General features: G+C 46.9%; 1 protein-coding gene. It reads left to right on the forward strand.

The window, feature by feature from the left end:
* Positions 1-23 precede the first annotated feature (23 nt).
* Positions 24-1,376 carry a lysine-sensitive aspartokinase 3 gene (gene lysC, locus R7P35_RS24310; RefSeq protein WP_318092893.1) on the forward strand — a complete coding sequence of 451 codons (1,353 nt, stop codon included), beginning with the start codon at positions 24-26 and terminating at the stop codon, positions 1,374-1,376.
* Positions 1,377-1,425: the final 49 nt, after the last annotated feature.

The following is a 1,425-nucleotide window of genomic DNA, read 5'->3' on the forward strand; positions in this document are numbered from 1 at the left end:
TAGGAAGTCGTGGGAGAAACGCAGTGAGCGCATTTAACGTAGCTAAATTCGGTGGGACCAGTGTTGCCAATTTTGAGGCAATGAGTCGTTGCGCCACCATTATCGAAAACAATCCAAATACTCGCCTTGTTGTTAGCAGCGCTTGCTCTGGGGTAACCAACATCTTGGTAGAACTGGCCAATGGCGTTCAAGATCAGGAACACCGTGCTGAGTTACTAAAAAACCTAGCTGAGATCCATGATTCCATTTTGGCTCAATTGGAAGATGCGACAGAAGCTTCTTCAGAGGTGTACGGAATTTTAGATACCGTGACCAGCCTTGCAGAAGCCGCCTCAATTCAAGCAAACACCAAACTGACCGACCACCTTGTGGCATGTGGTGAGTTAATGTCGACGCACATTTTGGCGCAACTCATGCGAGAGCGTGGTATCAATGCAGTGCGATTTGATATTCGTGAAGTGCTAAGAACCGACGACAACTTTGGTCGCGCAGAACCGAATGTCGAAGCCATTGCTCAACTAGCCCAAGAGAAGCTTATCCCTTTATGTCTTGATTCTGTCGTCATCACACAGGGCTTCATTGGCTCTGACGAAGAAGGCAATACAACAACGTTAGGCCGTGGTGGTAGCGACTACAGTGCAGCCTTGATTGCTGAAGGTGTGAAAGCATCTGGACTTGAAATTTGGACAGATGTTCCTGGTATTTACACGACCGATCCTCGCATTGCACCAAAAGCGTCACCAATCCCAGAGATCAGTTTTAGTGAAGCCTCTGAAATGGCTAACTTTGGCGCGAAAATATTACACCCATCAACACTGGTCCCTGCTCTGCGCCATGATATCCCGGTTTTTGTTGGCTCATCCAAAGAACCAGAAAAAGGCGGCACGTGGATTCGTCATCAAGTCGAAAGCTCACCACTGTTCCGCGCCCTCGCTCTGCGTTGTAATCAAACGATGGTCACTCTACGTAGTGCGAACATGTTCCATGCGTACGGCTTCTTAGCAAAAGTATTTGAGATTTTAGCCAAGCACAAAATTTCGGTAGACCTTATCACCACATCAGAAATCAGTGTGTCACTCACGCTAGATCAAACTGATACCTCAGGCGGCGCACCACAACTTCCTCAAGCAGCACGTGAAGAGTTGGAAGAGTTGTGTAAGGTCGAAGTAGAACATGACCTTTGTTTGGTAGCCTTGATTGGTAACAAGATGAGTGAACGTAAAGGCTATGCGAAGCAAGTGTTTGGTACGCTAGAAGATTTGAACTTACGCATGATCTGTTATGGAGCAAGCCCTCATAAACTATGCTTACTTGTGAATGAGTCGGTGGCGAAGCAAGCCATTCAGAAGCTGCATACAGAGCTCTTCGAACAATAACATTGGTTTGTTCCTCAAGTGACCACTACCGTGGTTCAAAAAGCATAAC

The organism is Vibrio sp. Vb0304, assembly GCF_033338995.1.
In the GTDB taxonomy this organism is placed as follows: domain Bacteria; phylum Pseudomonadota; class Gammaproteobacteria; order Enterobacterales; family Vibrionaceae; genus Vibrio; species Vibrio alginolyticus.